We start from the raw sequence: 17,623 nt of genomic DNA on the forward strand, positions 1-17,623 counted from the left end.
CTGCGGGCTTACAGCCACTCCAGCATCCCATCCCGAAGCCTGAGCACGCGATCCTGCGGAACGTGCAGGTTGGCCGCTTCGCGCTCCGGCATGTTTGCGATCGTCCGGAACAGCACCCGTACGATGCCGCCATGGGTGACGCAGACCGTCTGCCGCGTCAGGGTTTCCAGCCATGGCATCGCGCGGTGCTTCAGCATCTCGTAGCTCTCGGCGGCCGCACCCGGCGGGCGGAAATTCCACTTGTTGCGGCGGCGCGCCTTGGTCGAGCCCGGCGCCACCACCTCGATCTCGGCGAAGGTCGATCCCTGCCAGTCGCCGAAATGCACCTCGATCAAGCGCGCGTCGGTGCAATAGTCCTTGGGGTCCAGGCCCATGGCGGTGCGCACCCGCTCCATCGTCTCGCGGGTTCGCCGCATCGGGCTGGCGACAAAGTCGAAACCTTCCGCCCTGCCCAGAAGCTTCGCCAGTTCACGGCCGTTGCGGGTGGCCTGCTCGCGGCCAAGCGCATTGATGTCGGTGTCGGCCTGGCCCTGCAGCCGGCCCTCGGCATTCCAGTCGGTCTCGCCGTGGCGCAGGAAATAGACAAGCGGATACATCGCGGCCGACCTGCGCCTTTCGAAATTGGGGGAAGGACCGTCAGTCCTTGACGACGGAGATATCCGGCGCGTCGACCGCCTTCATGCCGACGACGTGATAGCCGGAATCGACATGATGCACTTCGCCGGTGACGCCGCGCGACAGATGCGACAGGAAATACAGCGCCGAATCGCCGACCTCCTCCACCGACACCGTGCGTTTCAGCGGCGAATTGTATTCGTTCCAGCGCAGGATGTAGCGGAAGTCGCCGATGCCCGACGCGGCCAAGGTCTTGATTGGCCCGGCCGAAATCGCGTTGACGCGGATGTTGCTGCCGCCGAGATCGACGGCCAGATAGCGCACGCTCGCCTCCAGCGCCGCCTTGGCGACGCCCATGACGTTATAATGCGGCATCACCTTCTCGGCGCCGTAGTAGGTCAGCGTCAAAAGCGAACCGCCATCGGTCATCAGCTTTTCGGCACGCTTGGCGATGGAGGTGAAGGAATAGACCGAGATGTCCATGGTGCGCAGGAAGTTATCGCGCGTCGTCTCGACATAACGCCCGTCGAGTTCCTCTTTGTCGGAGAAGGCGATGGCATGGACGAGGAAATCGAGCTTGCCGAACTTCTTCTCGACATTCTCGAACACCGCATCCAGCGTCTCGGCTTCGGTGACGTCGCAGTGGCCGGCGATGAACGCGCCAAGCTCAGCTGCAAGCGGCTCGACACGCTTCCTGAACGCCTCGCCCTGATAGGTCAGGGCCAGTTCGGCGCCCTGGTCGGCGCACGCCTTCGCGATGCCCCAGGCGATCGACCGATTGTTGGCGACGCCCAGGATAAGGCCGCGCTTTCCGGCCATCAGGCCATTTCCACCTGCCATGTGAGACTTCTCCGCGGAAAAATTGCTTGGCGCTGCCTATCGCACAGGCAAAACCCGGCTTCAAGCGCGGAAGGCGATTGAGCGACGCGAAGGCTTGCGCATCGCAGGGGAAGACGACATGTGAATCCGCCACGGTCACCTGAACCGTTCAGCAAAGTGCTTGAGAAACGAAGCCAGACCGCAACTTCTATCAAGTTTACATTGCGATTATATAGTAATATCTAAAGTAAAATCCGAATCTTCTATAATATCACTCGTATCGTAGGGATACGTTATGGCACCGAAGGATCACTATTTGCTTGGCCGCTCCCAGGCGGAAGAGGCCCGTCTGAAGCGCCAGATCGCCAATCTCGGGCCGGACTCGGATGCACAGTTCGAAAAGATCGGCATAAGGCCCGGCGAAAAGGTCGTCGATCTGGGCTGCGGCCCGGGAGGCGTGCTGCAACTCCTGGGCAAACGCGTCGGTCCCACCGGCTCGGTTCTGGGCATCGAACGCAGTGCCCAGTTCGTGGATCTGGCGCGACGCTTCGTGGCGGACCACGCGATGGGGCAGGTCGAAATCCGCGAAGGCGACGCCTATGATACAGGATTGCCGCGCGGATCGTTCGACGGCGCCCACATGCGGCTCGTCCTGGTCAACGTGCCCGAGCCTGAGCGTATCGTCCGCGAGATGGTGTCGCTGGTGCGCCCCGGCGGCTGGGTCGCAAGTTTCGAGGCGGACTTTGTCTCGCACATTTATGATCCACCGTTGCCTGAGTGGGCTCGCCTCCTAGAAGCCTATATCGCCTATTCGAGCGCGCAAGGGATCGATCTTTTCATTGGAAGGCGCACGCATCGGCTCTTCCGGGACGCCGGCGTGGAGGACATACAGGTCGACGCGGTCGTGCATGTCTATCCACCGGGTCACGACCGCCGGCCGATCCTGCGGGATTTCATCAACAATGTCCGCGACCGGCTGATCGGCGACGGCTTCATCCAACGCCACGAACTCGAAGAGGCGATGACGGCACTTGAGCGCCATCTTTCCGATCCCGATGTGCTGGTGGCGTCGAACGCGTTCTTTCGGCTGGTCGGCCGCGTACCGTCGTCAGTCTGATCGGCGGGCCCGAGCCACGTCCGTCCTGACTGTCCTGATGCCAGCGCAGGCCGGGCAAAGTCCACAGTCCATGCGGATTTGGCTCGATACCGCCCTGATCAGCCGTCGCGCTTTTTCATCAGCGCCTCGAGCTCCGAATCGCCGCCCTCCGGCAGCATGACGCGGACATGGGCATAGAGGTCGCCGTGGCCGCCGGCCTTTACGGGCAGGCCGCGCCCTTTCAGCCGCAGCACCTTGTCCGAGCTCGACCAGGCCGGCACGTTGACTGCGAGGCGGCCGGTCGGCGTTTCCACCGCCACCTTGGCGCCAAGCACGGCATCGCGCAGCGGAACCTGGAGGTCGGCATGCAGGTCGCGCCCTTCGAGTCGGTAGCGTGGATGCTTGCGGATGTGGATCGTCACCAGCGCGTCGCCGGGTTCGCCGCCGAGAAGCTGTTCGCCCTGGCCCTTCAGGCGGATGGTCTGGCCTTCCTCGACATAATTCGGAAGCTTCACCGCTATGCGGCGACCCCCGGGAAAGATGGCGTTCACCTTGGCGGCGGTCGCCGCATCCTCGACGCTGATATCGAGCGTGGCGCTGAGATCGCTGCCCTTTGCGGCGCGCTGGCGGGCTCCCGGCCTGGCGCCCGGCTGCTGGCCGAAGGCATCGCCGAAAATCTGGCTGAAAAGATCGTCGCCCAGTCCTTCGCCGCCCGGCCCCGAGGAGCGGAACTCGAAGCGCGAACCGCCCGGCCCATGCTGGGCGCGGCGGAACGCGGCAAAAGGATCGGCGCCGCCCGAGGCGCCCTCGAAGCCCTGGAACCGCTGCTTGCCCTCGCCGTCGATCTCGCCGCGGTCGAATGCGGCGCGTTTTTTTTCGTCGCCGACAATCTCGTAAGCCTGGTTGGCCGCGGCGAAATACTCCTTCGCCTTCGGGTCGTCCGGATTCTGGTCAGGGTGATATTTCTTGGCCAGTTTGCGGAACGCCGACTTGATGTCTTTCGCCGACGCGCCTTTGGCCACGCCAAGAACGTCATAGGGATCGCGCATGTACTCTCACTGCCAAAGCGGAAAAAATGGTCGCCCTATATATGCGTTGGGTTAGGAAGAGATTCCAGCCCGCAGGGGTTTGCCCCGCGCCTACAGTGCCTCGAAAGAACGCATCCGCCAAGCGCCGGCGGTTGCAAGGCAGGCGTCGCCGCTGAACATCGAGACCCCGTCGAAACTTTCGCGCGTCGCCTGGAAGCGCCGGCACAGCGCGCCGTTGTCCTTGTATTCGACGAGGTCGGTGATCGATCCGCGCGAGCCGGTGTCGGAATTGGCCCAGGCGAGCGCTTTGCCGCCCGCCATTTCGACATCGGCCGAGGAGATCGCGTTGCGGATGGTTGCTACGTCGGAGAGCTGCGAAGGGTCGATGGCGTCAGCGGACGGATCGGCAGGCACGGCGCTGGTGTAGAATGTCTTGTCGACCTCGGCCTTGCCGAGATCAAGGCCGGACGCACAGGCGGAGAGCTGCAAAAGGGCAGCGAGCAAAACCGCCGCTTTCGGGTATTTCGACCTCTTGGACCACGCATCGCCCATTCCAAACGCTTGCGCTGCGCGCGACAATCGGCAATCTCCCGCCATGCAATCCACTTCGAAGTGTAAATTATGAATGAAATCGGGTTAACAAGCGGTGACTTTACAGAACATGCAGAGCCGTTTCGGCTGTTTGCGGAATGGCTGGCGGATGCGGCCAAAAGCGAGCCTAACGATCCGAACGGCGTTGCGCTGGCGACCGTCGATACCGACGGCATGCCCGACGTGCGGATGGTGCTGCTGAAGGGCTTCGACGAACAGGGTTTCGTCTTCTACACCAATTTCGAGAGCGCCAAGGGCCGCGAGATCCTCGCCACGATGAAGGCGGCGATGTGTTTCCACTGGAAGTCGCTGCGCCGGCAGGTGCGGGTGCGCGGACCGGTCGAAATCGTCACCGACGCCGAGGCCGACGCCTATTTCGCGACGCGGCCGCGTGGCAGCCGCATCGGCGCCTGGGCGTCGAAACAGTCACGGCCGCTGGAAAGCCGCTTCGCGCTGGAAAAGGCGGTCGCCGAATACACGGCCCGTTATGCCATCGGCGAAATCCCGCGCCCGGCTCATTGGTCAGGCTTCCGCATCGTGCCGCAGTCGATAGAATTCTGGCACGACCGGCCCTTCCGCTTACACGATCGCATCGTCTTCAGCCGGGCCGCCGACGGCGGCTGGGAGAAAGACCGGCTGTATCCGTAATCAACAGCCAGTCGCAAGCCATGCGACACTCAGGGCTGGCGGCTTGCGTCGGCGCGCGGGCGGGTGACCCAGCGGATGCCTGCCGCAAAGGCCAGGGCCAGCAGCGGCCAGACGGCCCAGAACTCGCCCTGGAAGGACAAAAGATTGATCCCCACGATGCCTAGCCCGATGACGCCCAGCGTGGCGATGCCCGGATCGACGCGTCCGTTGGACTTGGCCCAGGTAAGGCCACGCAAGACACCGTAGGCGAGCAGCGGCCAGACGGCCCAGAAGGTTCCTTCGAAGGTCAGCAGGTTGATGGCGATCAGACCCAGCATGACGACGGTCAGGATGCCGAATTTGCGGTCGGTCACCGGCTTCGTCATGAAAGCGAAGGCTCCCCCGCGCGCTGCGGCTGCGGGAGCCTGTTTGGGCCGTCCGGCGACAGCCGGATCTGGATTGCGCCCGAAACGCTGTTCGGCGGGCCGCGATTGGGGTTCCTGCGCGCCGATGCGCACGGCGTAACTCGGCACGCCTTCGTCGATGTTCTTCACCGCGAGTTCGCCGAGGAAGTCGAAACCGACCGCCACCTTGTTGCGGACCTGATCGTAGACCGTGTTGGAGATGACGATGCCGCCGGGCTTGGCGGAAGTCTGCAGGCGGGCTGCGATGTTGACGCCATCGCCATAGATATCGTCGCCCTCGGCGATCACGTCGCCGAGGTTGATGCCGATGCGGAACAGCATGCGCGCTTCGTCGGAACGGCGTTCGTTGCGCTGGGCAAGTTCGCTCTGCACATCCACCGCGGCGCGCACTGCTTCCACCACGCTCGGAAATTCGGCGATCAGCCCGTCGCCCCAGGTGTTGACGACCCGGCCGCCATGCCCGTCGATCAGCCGGCCCATGGCGTCGCGATAATCCTTGAGGGTGGCGAGCGTGCCCTCCTCGTCGGCCTCCATCAGGCGCGAATAGCCCTGCACGTCGGCGGAAAAGATGGTGGTCAGCTTGCGGCGTGTGGCCGACATGGTCCTCCGGTCCTCATTGGTGCTCCGCCACCCGTCTTTTAACGTAGCGGGCCGCGCCACGCCAGACGACCTTACCCGCCGGCGCCGCCTGTTCACCCCCTCGCAGCCACGCGAATTTCATCCCACGGTTGCCAGATTGGACATATGGGGAGTGGGAACAGGTTGAGGAAGACCATCAAACGCAGATTTTTGTGCGGGGCTCCCTTTCAGCCCGCCTTCTTGCGGTTCATGAAGGCGACGAAAGCGTTGCGGGCCTCGTCGGACTTCAGCCGGGCGCGGAAATACGCGCTTTCCTCCTTGATGCGGGCGACAAGTGCCGCGCGGTCGCCCAGCATCAGGTCGCGGGCGATCTTCAGCGCCTCCGGCGGCCTTGCCGCAATCGCCTCGGCTGCCGCGAACACCGCAGCCTCCAGCGCGTCCTCGGCGACCACGTCGTAGATCAGCCCTGCGGCCTTTGCACGCTCGGCCGAAAAACCTTCACCGAGCCCCAGCAAAGCGAATGCCTGCTGGCGGCCGATTACGGCTGGTGCGAGAAGGCTGGAACCTGCTTCCGGCACCAGCCCAAGATCGACAAACGGCGTCCTGAATTCGGTGCGCGGCGTGGCAAACGTCAGGTCGCAGTGAAGGTTGATCGTGGTGCCGATGCCGACCGCGATGCCGTCGACGCCGGACACGATGGGTTTCTTCGCTTCAGCCAGCGCGATCAGGAAATCGTAGACTTCCGTGCCGCCCTCGCCGCCGGTGGCGATCGCCATGAAGTCGGCAAGGTCGTTGCCGGAGGAAAAAGCCCCAGGCACGCCGAGGATGACATTGACGCGAACGCCCGCATCCGCGTCGCCCTCCCGGAGTGCTGCGGCCATAGCCGCGTACATGGCGCGGGTAATGGCGTTCTTCTTGTCGGGCCGGTTCATCCGGATGACCTGTGCGGCATCCCTGCGTTCGATGAGGATATGGTCGGTCAAGCTGTCGGTCCTTCTGCATTCAAGCCGCGACGAGCGCGGCGGCTGCGGCTGCTAGGCTCTCTGCGCCGAGGCTGACGCGCTCTTTCAGCGCCCGTGTTTCGCCAACGAGGTTTTCCGCGAAGAAGCGGCAGAGCGCGATGCGGCCAGCGGATTTTTCGGCAATCGCTCCCTTGGCCAGATAGACGCCGCCGGCAGCGAGCGCAAAGAGCCTGAGATAGGGCGTGGCGCCGGCCAGCGCCTGCTGCAGGCCGCCGTCCGAAACCTGGTCCTGCAGGAACAGGGTGGCGTCGAGAAAATCCTTGAGCGAGGCTTCCAGATTGTCGGCCGTGCGCCCGAACCCGTCGAGGTTGGAATCGCGCAAGGCGTCGACGACCTCCGACAGTTCGCCGATGTAGCCCAGAACATGATCACCGCCAGCTTGCGGCAGCTTGCGCGTCACAAGATCGATCGCCTGGATGCCGTTGGTGCCTTCATAGATCGGCGCGATGCGGGCGTCGCGATAAAGGCTCGCCGCGCCCGTCTCCTCGATGAAGCCCATGCCGCCATGAACCTGCACGCCCATCGACGCGACCTCGACACCGACATCGGTGGAGAACGCTTTTGCGATGGGAGTCAGCAGATTGGCCCGCTCCTGCCAGTGTTTGCCTGCCTCGCCGCCGGCGTGCGCCATGTCCGTGGCATGCGCGCAGGAATAGGCGATCGCCCGCGCGATCGCGGTCAGCGCCTTCATGGTCAACAGGTTGCGCTGCACGTCGGGATGATGGACGATCGGCGCCATGCCGTCGCCGTCATAGCCTGTCGCCTTGCCCTGCCGCCGCTCATTGGCGAAGGCAATGGCTTTCTGGGTGGCTGTCTCGGCGATCGCCACCCCCTGCATGCCGACCGCAAGCCGTGCGTTGTTCATCATGGTGAACATGCAGGCCAGGCCCTTGTTCTCCTCGCCGATCAGCCAGCCGATCGCGCCCGGCTGCCCACCGCCGGCAAAACCGTCGCCATAGATCATCGTGCAAGTCGGCGAGGCGTGGATGCCAAGCTTGTGTTCGATTGAGGAACAGAACACGTCGTTGCGGGCGCCGAGGCTGCCATCCTCTTCGACAAAGAACTTCGGCACCAGGAACAGCGAGATGCCGCGGGTGCCGGCAGGCGCATCGGGCAGCCGCGCCAGTACCAGATGCACGATGTTGTCGGTGAAATCGTGCTCGCCATAAGTGATGAAGATCTTCTGCCCGAAGACGCGATAGGTGCCGTCGCCCACCGGTTCGGCGCGCGCCCGCAACGCCGCCAGGTCGGAGCCGGCCTGCGGCTCCGTCAGGTTCATCGTGCCCATCCATTCGCCCGAGACGAGCTTTTCCAGATATGTCTTCTTCAGCGCCTCGGAGGCATGTTTTTCGATCGCTTCGACCGCGCCCATGGTCAATGTCGGGCCGATGCCGAAGGCCATCGAACCCGAATTCCACATTTCGAGGGCGGCGACGCCCAGCATGGTGGGCAGCCCCTGCCCGCCGAATTCTTCCGGCCCGGACAGCGCGTTCCAGCCGCCGTCTATCCAGCGGCGATAGAGGTCCTTCCAGCCGGGCGGCATCGTCACCGCGGCATCCTTGAGCACTGCACCGTGCGCATCGCCTATTCCATGCAGCGGCGCCACTTCCTCGGTGGCGAAGCGGCCGGCTTCATGCAGGATGGCGTCGACCAGATCTTCCGACAATTCGCCGAGCGAACCCGCATCGATCGCCGCCTGCAGCCCTGCGACATGTTTCAGCGTGAAGGCGATCTCGTCGACGGGCGCTCGATACATGGTGCTCTCCTCTTACAAGCGGCATGTCAGGCTGGTTCGATACGCTCGACCGGCAAATCGGTTTCTTTTTACGTAAACGTCAATCAATGGATTGATGTTGCCGTTGCGGACGGTCGATTTCAAGCCTAAATGCAGAAGAGGAGTGAAAATGATGCTGGCACGGCCGGAAAAACATCGCTGCATCGAATGCGGAATGCCGTTCGGCTCGGCTGCCTTTTGGTATCATCAGGGCAACATCGACAACGGTCCGGCCTATTGGTGCGACCGTGGTATTCTGTGCTCGCCCGCATGTTCCCTCGCTCACCATCGCAAACGCGCCGCCGAAGGCACCTTGCCGGACCATCCTGCCCCGGATCCTTTCGACATCGATCCCATTCGTTCTCTCCGAGAAGAACGTCACTGACAGCAATTCGTTAACCACGTTCCCGCAGGATATCCGCGAGTTCCGCGGAGTTTTCTGTTTTGCCTCGTCCGGCGTCTCATCATCTTGTCAGTCTGGCGCTCGCTGCGGCGCTGGGCATGGTGGTGCCGCTTGCCGCACAAGCTTCGGATTTTTCGCAACCATGGCTGCGCTCGGACCGCGCGCTGGTCATCGATGCCTACGAATACAATCCCATCGACTGGCAGAAGCTTTCGACCGACAAGCGCATCGTCGGCTTCATCAACAAGGCCTCCGACGGGCTGCCTCCGCCCTATTCCTGCACCGGCAATGAAACCGAAACCAGGCTGTGCAAGGCCTTGTTCAGGCGTCACGCCGTGGCCCGCGAATTGTTCCAGACGCGCAAGATGGTGGCCAAGTCGCTTGGCCTGAAATGGGGCGCCTATCATCTGGCGCGGCCCGGCAACCCGGTCGACCAGGCCAACAATTTCATCGATTTCGCCGAGCCGGGCCCCGACGACCTTGTCGCGCTCGACATCGAGGAGAACGATCCCACGCAATGGATGTCGCTGGAGGATGCGGAGGAATTCGCCCGCCATGTGCAGCGGCGCATCGGCCGCTTTCCCGTGCTCTACACCAATGGCACGACAGCCAAGCACATCGCCGACAATCGCGACAAATATCCGCTTCTGTCACGCCTGCCGCTCTGGTACGCCCGCTACAAGCCCGAGATCGGCATGCATTTCCCGAAAGGCAATTGGCAGGGTTATGCGCTCTGGCAGTTTTCCTCGCAGGCCAATTGCAACGACCGCGCCTGCCCCTACCGCGTTCCCGGCACGCCCAACGACATCGACGTCAACGTCGCCTCGATGAACGCCGACGAGTTGCGCGAGGCATGGCCGTTCGGCGGACTGCTCGACGTGCCGGTGGAGATGATCGCGTCGGTGCCGATACCGGTGACGCGGCAGGCCGGGCTCGCCGGCGACGTCACCCTTTCCTTTGCACCCGTCGAGAAGGCGAGCGCGCTGCTGGCGCTGGCCGGCGCTTTCCACGCCGGCGGCCAGCAATATCCCGGCCGCTACGGCGCGGCACCCGAAAGCACGCGGATCGCCGCCGACCACCCCGTGTCGGATATACCAGACAGTTCCGCGCCCAGGGGTGCGGGCCAATCCTTCCTCCAGGCGATCTCCAGCTATTTAACCGGCTTCCGCGACCAACTGTTTGCCTGGGCAAGCGATGCGCCGCCTGTCGGCATCGACCCCGCCACGACGGCTACTATTCCGATGGGCAAGACGGAACGCTAGCCGCCACTCTTTTCCCGCTCCACCGCCCGCCAGCCGATGTCGCGGCGGCAGAAACCATCCGGCCAGTCGATCCTGTCGACCGCCGCATAGGTGTTGGCTTGAGCCTCGCGGACCGTCTTGCCGGTGGCCGTGACGTTGAGCACGCGGCCGCCATTGGCCACCACCTCATCCCCCCGCATGGCGGTGCCCGCATGGAAAATCTCCGCGCCGGTCCCGGCGGCTTCAGCCAGGCCGCGAATGACCGAACCTTTCTGCGGGGTGCCGGGATATCCTTTCGCCGCCATCACCACGGTCAGTGCGGCATCGTCGCGCCAGCGCGCCGAGACATGGGCGAGCTGGCCGTCGGCTGAGGCGTTCAGCAAGACCAGCAGATCCTCCTTCAGGCGCATCATCAGCACCTGGCATTCCGGATCGCCGAAGCGCGTGTTGAACTCGATCAGCTGCGGGCCGTCCCTGGTGATCATCAGTCCGGCGAACAGCACGCCGGAAAACGGCGCGCCTATCTCGGCCATGCCGCGCAGGGTCGGCTCTATGATCTCGCGCATCGTGCGCTCGACCATAGTGTCGGTCATCACCGGCGCCGGCGAATAGGCGCCCATGCCGCCGGTGTTGGGCCCTGTGTCGCCGTCGCCCACCCGCTTGTGGTCCTGCGCGGTACCGAAGGGCAGCGCCGTCTTGCCGTCGCACAGGCAGAAGAAACTCGCTTCCTCGCCCTCGAGATACGCCTCGACCACCACTTCCGCCCCCGCACCTCCGAAGGCGCCGTCGAAACAGGCGTCGATCGCGCTGAGCGCCTCTTCCTCCGTCATCGCCACGGTGACGCCTTTGCCGGCCGCCAGCCCGTCGGCCTTGACGACGATCGGCGCGCCCTGCGTTTTCACATAGGCCCTGGCCTCCGCCGCGCCGGTGAAGCGCCGGTAGGCGCCGGTCGGGATGTTCTGGCGGGCGCACAGGTCCTTGGTGAAGCCCTTCGATCCTTCGAGCTGTGCCGCCGCCTTCGACGGGCCGAAGACGCGGACGCCGGCGGTCGCGAGATCGTCGGCGATGCCGGCGACCAGCGGCGCTTCGGGCCCGACCACGACAAGGTCGATTTTCTTGTCCTTGCAGAACGCAATGATCGCCGCATGGTCGGCAATGTCGAGCGCCACGCATTCGGCTTCCCGCGCGATGCCCGGGTTGCCGGGCGCGGCATAAAGCCTGTTCAACATCGGCGATGCGGCGATCTTCCAGGCCAGCGCATGTTCGCGGCCGCCGGAGCCGATGAGAAGAACATTCATGAGCAACGCCTCGCCGAGATCCGCCGAATTGAGGCTTCTCCGCTAGAGCATGATCCGAAAAGTGGAAAACGGTTTTCGGGAAAGATCATGCTCCAACAAAGAGATAGAGCCCCATTCCGATCCAGTCGGAATGGAGCAGGCTCTAGTGTCGATGCGGCGGCGGGTCAAGGCGGATCGACTTTCGGAGCGACGTTTCAACGCCGATCGTGCCCAAAGTTCGTCACCTGCCGTAATGGAACCGACACGCGGCAATTTCGATTGCTTGCGCATCACCGCTGCCGGACACCCGATAGATCAGCCGGTGCTCCTGGGTGATGCGGCGAGACCACCAGCCCGACATTTCACCGCGCAAGGGCTCGGGTTTGCCAATTCCCTGGAAAGGACCGCGCTGCATATCCTTCAGCAGTTCATTGATGCGCGCCAGCATTTTCAGGTCGACACTTTGCCAAAAGGTGTAGTCACTCCAACCGCGCTCGGTCCACAGCAGCTTCACGGTTCAATGAGCTCGCGCTCAACAAGTTTGCCGGCATTCGCCTGTGCAATCGACTCACGAAGATGACGAGCATTTTCCGGAGTGCTCAACAAATGAAGGGTTTCTTTCATGCCCTCCCACTCGGAAAGCGAAACGATAACCACAGGGTCATGGTTTTGCCGGGTTACCACCAATTCAGTTCGATCCGCCTCGACCTTGTCGAGATGGGTGGCAAGATTGTTACGAAGGTCGGTGAACGATACGTGAGCCATCGACTCCCCTTTCGATTCAAATCAAATGTACGTATATCTGTACATATATCAGCAAGCAAGCGCCTTGTTTAACCTCCTTGACGCCCGCTCTATCCCCTGCCACTCCACAGCAATGGAAACTATCCAGTCCAGAAGCGGTCAGGGTCGCGTCGCCGATGCACCGAGCGGCCATTGGGTCTATCGCATCTTGCCTACAGTGCTCTGGCCCTACGCGCAGCTCGCGCGCTGGGACCGGCCGATCGGCTGGCAGTTGCTTCTGTGGCCATGCTGGTGGTCGGCGGCGTTGGCCGCCACCGCCCATGCACGCGCAGGCGACACGCTGATGTCGCTCATGCCCTCGCCCTGGCACCTGCTGCTCTTCTTCATCGGGGCCGTCGCCATGCGCGGGGCCGGCTGCACCTTCAACGACATTGCTGACGAAGACATCGACATGAAGGTGGAGCGCACCCGCTCGCGGCCGCTGCCTTCGGGACAGGTCAGCCGCCGTCAGGCCTGGGCTTTCCTCATCCTGCAGGCGCTCGCCGGCCTCGTGGTGCTTTTGCAGTTCAACAGCTTAGCCATCCTCCTCGGCATCGCATCGCTCGTGGTCGTGGCCATCTACCCCTTCATGAAAAGAATCACCGACTGGCCGCAACTGTTTCTGGGGCTTGCGTTTTCCTGGGGCGCGCTGATGGGCTGGGCGGCAGCGTTCGGCGACATCGACGCGCCGGCGCTGCTGCTTTACGCGGGTTCAATCCTGTGGGTCATCGGCTACGACACCATCTACGCCCACCAGGACCGGGAAGACGACGCCATCGTCGGCGTGCGTTCCACGGCGCGGCTGTTCGGCGACAATACCAGGATCTGGCTGATCGGCCTCTATGGCGGCGCGCTGATGCTTTTCGCCAGCGCCTATGCCACCGCCGAGGTGCCGATGCCGGCGTTGGCCGGGCTGCTCGCCGCCGGCGCCCATATGGTGCGGCAGATCCGGACGCTCGACATCGACAATCCCGACCAGTGCTTGCGGCTGTTCAAATCCAACAACGTCGTCGGCTGGCTGATCTTTTTGGGGCTGGTCGGCGGTGGGCTGTGGGTCGCCCTGAAACCCATGGTGTGAGATCCTTCACCGGGTTCGCCGAAATTCAGTCCGGCGAGTCAGGTGGTGGTGCTTTTGAGAACCGGAGCCTAGAGCATTTTGCAGCCAGGTGAATCCACCTGGCGTCGCACAAATGCGACTAAACAAACGGATAGAGCGGAATGCCCGGTTCAACTTGAATGCATTCCGCTCTAGCGGACATATCGTCCGTGAGCACCGGAAGCGGAGAAAGCACCTCCAGATGACCGCCGGAATGGATTTCTACTGCCTGGCAATAATCTCCTCGCCGTCGATCACCAACCTCAGGCCGAGGTCGCCGGTTTTGCGGCGGGCCAGGAAGCGGGGGCGGCGCTGCGTCGAGACGCGGCCCTTGCGGCGCTCGGTGGAGCGGGCGGCCTTGATCGCGGCTCCGAGCGATTCCTCGAGCGTGCGGGCAACGCCGTCGGCCTCGATCAGCAGCATTGGCAACCGGTAGGCATCGGCCCAGGCGCGCCAGTCGGCGGCGACGTCCTCGAGGTCGTGCGCCACAAGCAGCGGCACCGAAAGCATGGGGTCGTTGTGCAGCAGTTCCAGCGTCACCGTGACGGTGCCGAATTCGTCTTCGAGCGCGCGCGCCGCAACGCCGCGAAACGCCTTGGCCGGCAGCACGACGGTCGCCGGCAGGCCACTCATCTCCAGCAGGCGCTTGATCACCGCGCCGCGCTGGTCGATCGTGAAGGTCACGTCGCCATAGTCGTCGCGGGTGGCGTAGCTCACCATCTGGGGCAGGCGGAACGGGTCGAGCCGCATGTCGCGGCCCGCCCAGACTGGCTTCAGTCCGGTCTTCATCAATGGTGCCTTCCTGTTTCTCCTGAGAGCCGGTTTCCCCGGTCTTCTCGCGGACCGTTTTCCGGTCTCGTTATGTCGTGAAGGCTAGTCCCCGCTCCTTACCGCCGGGCTTAAGAAGTTCGGTTAAATTTTGCTGATCTTTTGCATGGTTATCGGAATGCGACCGGCTGTAACGGCCGGGAAACCTGTCTGAACAACAGGTTAAGCCCGACAGATGAAGTCGCGATCAAATAACCTTGCCGGGGTTCATAATTCCGGCGGGATCGAAGGCCGCCTTCACCCGCCGCATCAGGTCGATTGCGACAGGCGGGGCAGTAGTCAGCAATTCGTCGCGCTTGAGCTGGCCGATGCCATGCTCGGCAGAGATCGAGCCGCCCAGCGCGCGCACCACGTCGTGCACCGCCTTGTTCATGGTGCGATAGAGCGCCAGGAAGGCTTCTGCGTCGCCGCCGGCCGGCTGCGAGATGTTGTAGTGCAGGTTGCCGTCGCCCATGTGGCCGAAACAGGCGACGCGGGCGTCCGGCGAAACCCCTGCCACCGCTTTGCCGGCGCGTTCGATGAAGTCGGGGATGGCGGCGACAGGCACCGATATGTCGTGCTTGATCGAGGCGCCTTCCGGCCGCTGCGCATCCGACAGCGCCTCGCGGATCGCCCAAAAGGCAGCGCCCTGCGCCAGGCTCGCGGCAATCACCGCGTCGCCCGCAAATTCCCTTTCCAGCCCGGCCGACAAAATGTCCTCGGCGAGCCCCGTGGCGTCTTCCGCCGAGCGCCCCGACGAGATCTCCATCAGCACATACCAGGGCCATTTGTCCGCCAGCGGGCGCTGCGTGCCGGGAATGTGCCTTTCGGCGAAGCCGAGCAGCGTCTCGGAAATCAGTTCGAACGCGGTCAGCCCGCTGCCGGCGCGGTCGGAAGCGAGGCCGAACAGCGCGAGCGCATCCTGTGGCGTGTTCATCCCTACCCATCCCACCTCCCTGCCCTTCGGCTTCGGGAAAAGCTTCAGCACCGCGGCGGTGATGACGCCCAGCGTGCCTTCGGCGCCGACGAACAGGTTTTTCAGGTCGTAGCCGGTGTTGTCCTTCTTCAGCTTGCGCAGATCGTCGAAGATTTCGCCGGTCGGCAGCACCACCTCGACGCCGAGGCAGAGTTCGCGCGCATTGCCGTAGGCAAGCACGCCGGTGCCGCCGGCGTTGGAGGACAGGTTGCCGCCGATCTGCGCCGAGCCTTGCGAGGCCAGCGACAGCGGAAACAGCCGGTCGGCCTCGTCCGCCGCCCTGTGCAGGTTTTCGAGGATCACGCCGGCTTCCGCCGTCAGCGTGTTGGACAAGGGGTCGATCTCGCGGATGCGGTTCAACCGCGACAGCGACAGCACGATTTCGCGGCCGGAGCCGTCCGGTACCTGGCCGCCGACCAGCCCTGTATTGCCGCCCTGCGGCACCACGGGTGTTTTCGTCTCGGTCGCCAGTTTGAGGATGGCGCTCACCTCGCCGACGCTGCCCGGCCGCAGCACCAGGCAGGTTTGCCCATGCCACAGCCCACGCCGCTCCGTGAGGTAAGGTTCGATGTCGACGGCGTCGCGCAGCGCATGATGATCGCCGACGATTGCCGCGAAGCGGTCGAGAAGGGTGGAGTCGAGGGAAGAATCCATGGCCAGATGCTAAAGCATGTCGCGCAAAAGTGCGCAGCGGTTTTGCGATAACGACATGCGTAAATCAAAGACATAAAGCACGGGAAGCCCAACCTGAAAGTTCGCGACGTGCTTTAAGAGACCGCTTGGAAATCCGTCAGGCCGAGTCGAAAATGGTGGATTTCGAGAACCGGAGCGCAGCGTACATTTGGGTACGTGAGCACCGGAAGCGCAGAAATTGCCATTTGCAGCCCGCCATCACGGATTTCCAAGCGGTCTCTAGGGTCAGGGAAGCGGCATGTCACGGGGCGCTGCCGCCCGCGCCAGCCGGTCGTTGATCGCCTCGCCCAGCCCCCTGTGCGGGATCGGCGCGACCGCGATGGTTTTTGCGCCGCTGCAGTCCAGCGCCTGCAGATGCGAGAAGAGATTGGCCGCCGCCTCGCGCAGGTCGCCCGCCTCCGACAGGTTGAGCAGGGCGACCGCGTTTGCCGCATCGATGCGCGCTGGCCCGAAAGACAGCAGCGCCTCGCCCTCGCGGACATCGCTGGCATTGAGCCGCACCGCGGCCCCCGGCGCATAATGCGAGGCAAGCATGCCGGGCGCAACGATTGCCGCGTTGTGGCCACGCACCAGCGGCACGCCGGCCGCCGCCTCGATCTCGTCGGCGGCAATGCCGCCGGGCCTCAGCAGCTTCAACCTGCTGTCCTCCACCTTGACGATGACTGATTCCAGCCCGACCGGCGTTTGCCCGCCATCGACGACCAGCGGTATCTTTTGCCCGAGGTCGGCGGCCACGGCTTCGGCCGTCGTCGCGCTGATCTTTCCCGACGAGTTGGCGCTGGGTGCGGCCAGCGGGCGGCCGAGCCGGGCGATCAGTTCACCGCCGAAACCTTTCGGCATGCGCAGCGCCACCGTGTCGAGACCGGCGGTCACCAGCCGGTGGATCGAGGCGTCCGGGCGCAGCGGCAGCACCAGCGTCAGCGGCCCCGGCCAGAATTTTTCCGCAAGTTTTCGCGACAGCGGATCGAACGCCGCTATTCTTTCGGCCATGGCGAGGTCGGCGACATGGGCAATCAGCGGGTTGAAGCGCGGACGGCCCTTGGCCTCGAAGATGCGGCCGACCGCCGCGCCATTGGTGGCGTCGCCTGCCAGCCCGTAGACGGTTTCGGTCGGAATGGCGACGACCTCGCCTGCCTCGAGCAGTGCCAGCGCCCGCTCCAGTGCCTTATCCGCCTTGAGTATTTCCGCCATCGCGCCGGTCCATTGGTTCCACTGCATCGGCCCGAAAATCAGTTTGATTTTCGGAAAGCACGATGCACAGATTCAAAGTCTTAGAGCGTCCTTGGCGCGTCCAAAGGGACGCGCGGCGCTCTAAGCGTGACTACAGAGGCGCGCCGCCCACCGCAAGCCCGGTCCGCCAGCACATTCTTAACCGGTAAAATGCTAGGCTTTGCCGCAAGCCGGCATCAATCCCGTTCCACTAGAGCGTTTCCGAGTTTGACCGAATCGCTAGGGATTCCAGTTGGTTTGATTTTGTGATTCAAGATGCTGGCTGGATAGGAGGCCAGCATCGATGACAGCACCTCTTTCCAACGATTTGCGCGAACGGGTTGTGGCGGCGATCGAGGCCGGTGAGAGTTGCCGTTCGGTTGCGGCTCGTTTCGGCATCGCGGTGTCGTCGGCGGTGAAGTGGTCGCAACGCTATCGCTCGAGTGGTTCGGTCGCGCCCGGCAAGATGGGTGGCCACCGCAAACGCATCCTGGAGCCGCACCGAGCGTTCATTGCGGAGCGGATCAATCAGACGCCGCATTTGTCGCTGCATGGATTAAAG

General features: G+C 63.7%; 19 protein-coding genes. 6 read left to right on the forward strand and 13 right to left on the reverse strand.

The genetic code is table 11. The features are described 5' to 3' along the window. Positions 1–8: 8 nt before the first annotated feature. Positions 9–596 carry a histidine phosphatase family protein gene (locus F3H98_RS23745; protein WP_149762813.1) on the reverse strand — a complete coding sequence of 196 codons (588 nt, stop codon included), beginning with the start codon at positions 594–596 and terminating at the stop codon, positions 9–11. Between the two features lie 40 nt (positions 597–636). Beyond that, positions 637–1,455: an enoyl-ACP reductase FabI gene (gene fabI / locus F3H98_RS23750; protein ID WP_149762814.1), complete on the reverse strand. Its 819-nt coding sequence runs from the start codon at positions 1,453–1,455 to the stop codon at positions 637–639. 274 nt (positions 1,456–1,729) lie between these two features. Here fabI and F3H98_RS23755 point away from each other — a divergent pair, with 274 nt between their 5' ends. Further along, positions 1,730–2,551 (forward strand): methyltransferase domain-containing protein, encoded by an 822-nt coding sequence (locus F3H98_RS23755; protein ID WP_149762815.1) that lies wholly within the window; start codon positions 1,730–1,732, stop codon positions 2,549–2,551. A 98-nt stretch (positions 2,552–2,649) separates the two neighbouring features. On the opposite strand, the gene F3H98_RS23760 is transcribed toward F3H98_RS23755, so the two are convergent. Together F3H98_RS23760 and F3H98_RS23765 are read right to left on the reverse strand one after the other, a co-directional pair. Then, a complete protein-coding gene (locus F3H98_RS23760; RefSeq protein ID WP_149762816.1) occupies positions 2,650–3,579 on the reverse strand; it encodes a DnaJ C-terminal domain-containing protein in 930 nt (309 codons plus the stop codon). A gap of 90 nt (positions 3,580–3,669) precedes the next feature. Further along, positions 3,670–4,137: an RT0821/Lpp0805 family surface protein gene (locus tag F3H98_RS23765; protein ID WP_149762817.1), complete on the reverse strand. Its 468-nt coding sequence runs from the start codon at positions 4,135–4,137 to the stop codon at positions 3,670–3,672. A 42-nt stretch (positions 4,138–4,179) separates the two neighbouring features. Here F3H98_RS23765 and pdxH point away from each other — a divergent pair, with 42 nt between their 5' ends. Then, on the forward strand, positions 4,180–4,797 hold the full coding sequence (pdxH, locus tag F3H98_RS23770; protein WP_149762818.1) for a pyridoxamine 5'-phosphate oxidase: 618 nt from the start codon (positions 4,180–4,182) through the stop codon (positions 4,795–4,797). Positions 4,798–4,826: 29 nt separating this feature from the next. On the opposite strand, the gene F3H98_RS23775 is transcribed toward pdxH, so the two are convergent. The 3 genes from F3H98_RS23775 to F3H98_RS23785 form a co-directional block, all read right to left on the reverse strand. After that, positions 4,827–5,801, reverse strand: a complete 975-nt coding sequence (locus tag F3H98_RS23775; protein ID WP_149762819.1) for an adenylate/guanylate cyclase domain-containing protein — start codon at positions 5,799–5,801, stop codon at positions 4,827–4,829. Between the two features lie 206 nt (positions 5,802–6,007). Beyond that, entirely contained in the window at positions 6,008–6,763 is a 756-nt protein-coding gene (locus F3H98_RS23780; RefSeq protein WP_149762820.1) for a crotonase/enoyl-CoA hydratase family protein, read from the reverse strand. 19 nt (positions 6,764–6,782) lie between these two features. Further along, entirely contained in the window at positions 6,783–8,558 is a 1,776-nt protein-coding gene (locus F3H98_RS23785; RefSeq protein ID WP_149762821.1) for an acyl-CoA dehydrogenase family protein, read from the reverse strand. Between the two features lie 151 nt (positions 8,559–8,709). Here F3H98_RS23785 and F3H98_RS23790 point away from each other — a divergent pair, with 151 nt between their 5' ends. Then, positions 8,710–8,961 (forward strand): hypothetical protein, encoded by a 252-nt coding sequence (locus F3H98_RS23790; RefSeq protein ID WP_149762838.1) that lies wholly within the window; start codon positions 8,710–8,712, stop codon positions 8,959–8,961. Positions 8,962–9,077: 116 nt separating this feature from the next. Then, positions 9,078–10,241, forward strand: a complete 1,164-nt coding sequence (locus F3H98_RS23795) for a glycoside hydrolase family 25 protein (protein WP_149762839.1) — start codon at positions 9,078–9,080, stop codon at positions 10,239–10,241. Here the strand turns inward: F3H98_RS23795 and purD are convergent. From purD to F3H98_RS23810, 3 genes are all read right to left on the reverse strand, one after another. Beyond that, positions 10,238–11,518, reverse strand: coding sequence for a phosphoribosylamine--glycine ligase (purD, locus tag F3H98_RS23800; RefSeq protein ID WP_149762822.1), 1,281 nt, complete (start codon positions 11,516–11,518; stop codon positions 10,238–10,240). The genes F3H98_RS23795 and purD overlap by 4 nt on opposite strands. 220 nt (positions 11,519–11,738) lie before the next feature. Then, a complete protein-coding gene (locus F3H98_RS23805) occupies positions 11,739–12,011 on the reverse strand; it encodes a Txe/YoeB family addiction module toxin (RefSeq protein ID WP_149762823.1) in 273 nt (90 codons plus the stop codon). Beyond that, complete coding sequence (locus F3H98_RS23810) at positions 12,008–12,262, reverse strand: type II toxin-antitoxin system Phd/YefM family antitoxin (RefSeq protein WP_149762824.1); 255 nt, start codon at positions 12,260–12,262, stop codon at positions 12,008–12,010. Before F3H98_RS23810 ends, F3H98_RS23805 begins: the two co-directional genes overlap by 4 nt. Before the next feature lie 112 nt (positions 12,263–12,374). Between F3H98_RS23810 and ubiA the strand changes: the two genes are divergently transcribed. Continuing rightward, entirely contained in the window at positions 12,375–13,358 is a 984-nt protein-coding gene (gene ubiA, locus F3H98_RS23815) for a 4-hydroxybenzoate octaprenyltransferase (RefSeq protein WP_149762825.1), read from the forward strand. 240 nt (positions 13,359–13,598) lie between these two features. On the opposite strand, the gene F3H98_RS23820 is transcribed toward ubiA, so the two are convergent. From F3H98_RS23820 to F3H98_RS23830, 3 genes are all read right to left on the reverse strand, one after another. Further along, on the reverse strand, positions 13,599–14,165 hold the full coding sequence (locus tag F3H98_RS23820; RefSeq protein ID WP_149762826.1) for a DUF6101 family protein: 567 nt from the start codon (positions 14,163–14,165) through the stop codon (positions 13,599–13,601). 226 nt (positions 14,166–14,391) lie between these two features. Beyond that, positions 14,392–15,813, reverse strand: coding sequence for an FAD-binding oxidoreductase (locus F3H98_RS23825; protein WP_149762827.1), 1,422 nt, complete (start codon positions 15,811–15,813; stop codon positions 14,392–14,394). 264 nt (positions 15,814–16,077) lie between these two features. Then, positions 16,078–17,043 carry an L-threonylcarbamoyladenylate synthase gene (locus tag F3H98_RS23830; protein ID WP_149762828.1) on the reverse strand — a complete coding sequence of 322 codons (966 nt, stop codon included), beginning with the start codon at positions 17,041–17,043 and terminating at the stop codon, positions 16,078–16,080. A gap of 322 nt (positions 17,044–17,365) precedes the next feature. Between F3H98_RS23830 and F3H98_RS23835 the strand changes: the two genes are divergently transcribed. Beyond that, positions 17,366–17,623, forward strand: a 258-nt coding sequence (locus F3H98_RS23835) for a helix-turn-helix domain-containing protein (RefSeq protein WP_149762829.1), incomplete at its 3' end; no start/stop codon positions are given.

The sequence above is a fragment of the Neomesorhizobium albiziae genome (assembly GCF_900114255.1).
Lineage (GTDB): Bacteria > Pseudomonadota > Alphaproteobacteria > Rhizobiales > Rhizobiaceae > Neomesorhizobium > Neomesorhizobium albiziae.

What these genes read in the sequence shown, in the direction of transcription:
- F3H98_RS23760 (WP_149762816.1), bottom strand. Translation starts at nt 3,579, where the DNA reads ATGCGCGATCCCTATGACGTTCTTGGCGTGGCCAAAGGCGCGTCGGCG.
- pdxH (WP_149762818.1), top strand. Translation starts at nt 4,180, where the DNA reads ATGAATGAAATCGGGTTAACAAGCGGTGACTTTACAGAACATGCAGAG.
- F3H98_RS23775 (WP_149762819.1), bottom strand. Translation starts at nt 5,801, where the DNA reads ATGTCGGCCACACGCCGCAAGCTGACCACCATCTTTTCCGCCGACGTG.
- F3H98_RS23745 (WP_149762813.1), bottom strand. Translation starts at nt 596, where the DNA reads ATGTATCCGCTTGTCTATTTCCTGCGCCACGGCGAGACCGACTGGAAT.
- F3H98_RS23810 (WP_149762824.1), bottom strand. Translation starts at nt 12,262, where the DNA reads ATGGCTCACGTATCGTTCACCGACCTTCGTAACAATCTTGCCACCCAT.
- F3H98_RS23830 (WP_149762828.1), bottom strand. Translation starts at nt 17,043, where the DNA reads ATGGCGGAAATACTCAAGGCGGATAAGGCACTGGAGCGGGCGCTGGCA.
- F3H98_RS23755 (WP_149762815.1), top strand. Translation starts at nt 1,730, where the DNA reads ATGGCACCGAAGGATCACTATTTGCTTGGCCGCTCCCAGGCGGAAGAG.
- F3H98_RS23820 (WP_149762826.1), bottom strand. Translation starts at nt 14,165, where the DNA reads ATGAAGACCGGACTGAAGCCAGTCTGGGCGGGCCGCGACATGCGGCTC.
- ubiA (WP_149762825.1), top strand. Translation starts at nt 12,375, where the DNA reads ATGGAAACTATCCAGTCCAGAAGCGGTCAGGGTCGCGTCGCCGATGCA.
- F3H98_RS23790 (WP_149762838.1), top strand. Translation starts at nt 8,710, where the DNA reads ATGCTGGCACGGCCGGAAAAACATCGCTGCATCGAATGCGGAATGCCG.
- fabI (WP_149762814.1), bottom strand. Translation starts at nt 1,455, where the DNA reads ATGGCAGGTGGAAATGGCCTGATGGCCGGAAAGCGCGGCCTTATCCTG.
- F3H98_RS23825 (WP_149762827.1), bottom strand. Translation starts at nt 15,813, where the DNA reads ATGGATTCTTCCCTCGACTCCACCCTTCTCGACCGCTTCGCGGCAATC.
- purD (WP_149762822.1), bottom strand. Translation starts at nt 11,518, where the DNA reads ATGAATGTTCTTCTCATCGGCTCCGGCGGCCGCGAACATGCGCTGGCC.
- F3H98_RS23785 (WP_149762821.1), bottom strand. Translation starts at nt 8,558, where the DNA reads ATGTATCGAGCGCCCGTCGACGAGATCGCCTTCACGCTGAAACATGTC.
- F3H98_RS23795 (WP_149762839.1), top strand. Translation starts at nt 9,078, where the DNA reads ATGGTGGTGCCGCTTGCCGCACAAGCTTCGGATTTTTCGCAACCATGG.